Origin of the sequence: Streptomyces lushanensis, assembly GCF_001700515.1 — a bacterium.
Classification (GTDB): Bacteria; Actinomycetota; Actinomycetes; order Streptomycetales; family Streptomycetaceae; genus Streptomyces; species Streptomyces lushanensis.
The window spans coordinates 1-2,443 of sequence record NZ_MAUD01000113.1; the positions used below are offsets into that span (position 1 = coordinate 1).

Sequence of the window (2,443 nt, forward strand, 5' to 3'; positions counted from 1 at the left end):
GGCGGGGCCGGGAGCGTCAGCAGGCGTCGCGCAGCAGCTCGGTCAGATCGTGGTCCAGATCGAGATGGAGATGCTCGTGGCCGGCCGGGACGAGGTCCTCGGAGCGCTCCACGAAGCGGCGCAGGTCGGAGGTCCGCAGATGGACCATCGCGGTGCCCTCGGGCGCGTGGAACTCCAGGACCGTGCGGCCGTAGCCGTACGGCCGTACCCGTACATCGCCGAGACCGACCGGCTCGTACATGCCCGAGGCCAGCAGTTCGCGGGAGAACTCCCAGGTCACCTCGGTGCCTTCCAGCGTCGCGAGCGGCGGGAACGCCATGCGGACGGCGAAGGGATCGGTCCGGTCGTAACGGAGTGTCGCGGCGACGGTCTCGGTCCTGGGGGCGGACGCGACCAGCCGGGCCTGTACAGCCTGCTCGATGACGGGTGACATGACCTGATCCCCTTCGTCGGACCGCTGGTGGATCGGCGCGGTTCTCTCTCCTACTGGAAGGACGGCTGGGCGGCCCGATCAGTGCTCGGGAAGGAGGGTGACCTACGTCACCCCGGCGCGTGCCGTAGCATCCCAAAAGCGACTATATGATCATGTTTGTGCTATTCTGGCCGCTGAGGAGGCGGTGCGAGGTGGAGCCCGGCCTTTTCGTTCCCCGGCCGGGGCGTGGGCAGGTGTCCCCGGGAAAACCGCTCCGCGGGCCTCGCACTCCCTGGGCCGACCGCCTCCCTGTCCGGCCCGAGGGCCGGCCGAAGGAGGAAGCCGATGGCACGCGTACTGATCACCGGTTCCAGCGACGGGCTCGGCCTGATGGCCGCGAAGCTGCTGGTGACTCAGGGCCACAAGGTCACGCTGCACGCCCGTAACACCGAGCGGGCCCAGGACGCCGCACACGCACTGCCCGAGGCGGAGGGCGTCGTCGTGGGGGATCTGTCGAGCCTGGCCGACACGCGCCGGGTCGCCGGGCAGGCGAACGAACGCGGGCGGTACGACGCGGTGATCCACAACGCGGGCGTCGGCTTCCGCGAGCCGTACCGGCTGACCGCCGAGGGGCTCGTCCACACCTTCGCCGTCAATGTGGTGGCGCCGTATCTGCTCACCGCGCTGATCGATCGCCCGGACCGGCTGGTCTATCTCAGTTCCGCCATGCACCGCGCCGGCGAACCGGACCTGTTCGACCTGGGGTGGACCCAGCGGGAGTGGAACCCGTCCCAGGCGTACTCCGACAGCAAACTCTGCGATGTCGCCCTGGCGTTCGCCGTGGCGCGCCGCTGGCCGGACGTGCTCTCCAACGCCCTGACACCCGGGTGGGTGCCCACGCGGATGGGCGGCCGGGGGGCGCCCGACGACATGCGTCTCGCACCGGTGACCCAGTCCTGGCTGGCCGTCGGCGACGACGAATCCGCCCGCGTGACCGGCCGCTACTTCTACCACCACCAGGAGACGGAGACCCACCCCGCCGCCAGGTCGTACACCTTCCAGGACGCTCTGCTCGAACGGTGTGCCCGGCTGACCGGCGCCCGGATCCCGGACGAGCGCGACTGATGACCGGCGTCGTGCGGCACCGGTCCGCTCACCGATGGCCGCCTCCCGATGTGCGCCTGCCGACCCCACCCAAGTCCCATCCGCCCCCGCGCCCGTGCGGTACCCGGGTGCCTTCCCAGAATGTGAGTGCCTCATGTCGCACCATCTCGACTCCCCGATCGCCCGGCAGGACCCGCGTCTGGATCTCACCGATCTCTATCTCTTCCGAGGCGAGCGGGGCACGGTGTTCATCATGAACGCCTCCCACTCGCTGGCCGGTGAGGACATCCCGCGCGGCTTCCATCCCGAGGGCCGCTACGAATTCAAGATCGACGGCGACGGCGACGCGGTGGAGGAACTGACCTACCGCTTCACCTTCGGCGAGCGCGGGTCCGACGGCGGCCAGACCTACCGGCTGGACCGTCTCACCGGCGTGGAGGCGCAGGACAACCACGCGGACGGCACGCCGGTCGCCGAGGGCCGTACGGACCGTGTCCAGGACCTCGGCGGAGGCGCCCGGGTGTGGGCGGGCAGGGCCGGAGATCCGTTCTGGATCGAGCCGGACGTGCTGCAAGCGGTCGGCAAGGCGGTCAAGTACGGCACCCGGGTGGATCTGACGGGCTGGGAGCCGGTCAAGGCCACCAATCTCTTCGCAGGCCACACCGTCCACTCGATCGTCCTCGAGGTGTCCGACAGCGAACTGCTCGCCCTGACCGGGCCCGACCGCCGTATCGGCGTCTGGGCACTGGCGAGCCTGGCCACCGACGTGGGCGGCTGGCGGCAGATCAACCGGGTCGGGCATCCCATGATCCACCCGCTGTTCGCCCAGCTCGACGAGGATCTGGGCGACCGCCTCAACCAGGGCAGGCCCGCAGACGACGTACGGACCTACGCGGCGACGGTGGCGGGCATGATCGCCGGTGCCGT

General features: G+C 70.3%; 3 protein-coding genes. 2 read left to right on the top strand and 1 reads right to left on the bottom strand.

Annotated features, from left to right (window positions below; all coding sequences use genetic code 11):
• Window positions 1-16: 16 nt before the first annotated feature.
• A complete protein-coding gene (gene ssgD / locus BFF77_RS10655; protein ID WP_066946894.1) occupies window positions 17-433 on the bottom strand; it encodes a spore wall synthesis regulator SsgD in 417 nt (138 codons plus the stop codon).
• Between the two features lie 324 nt (window positions 434-757).
• On the opposite strand from ssgD, the gene BFF77_RS10660 reads away from it, so the two are divergent.
• On the top strand, window positions 758-1,537 hold the full coding sequence (locus BFF77_RS10660) for an SDR family NAD(P)-dependent oxidoreductase (RefSeq protein ID WP_066946898.1): 780 nt from the start codon (window positions 758-760) through the stop codon (window positions 1,535-1,537).
• 133 nt (window positions 1,538-1,670) lie between these two features.
• Window positions 1,671-2,443, top strand: a 773-nt coding sequence (locus BFF77_RS10665) for a DUF4331 family protein (RefSeq protein WP_066946901.1), incomplete at its 3' end; no start/stop codon positions are given.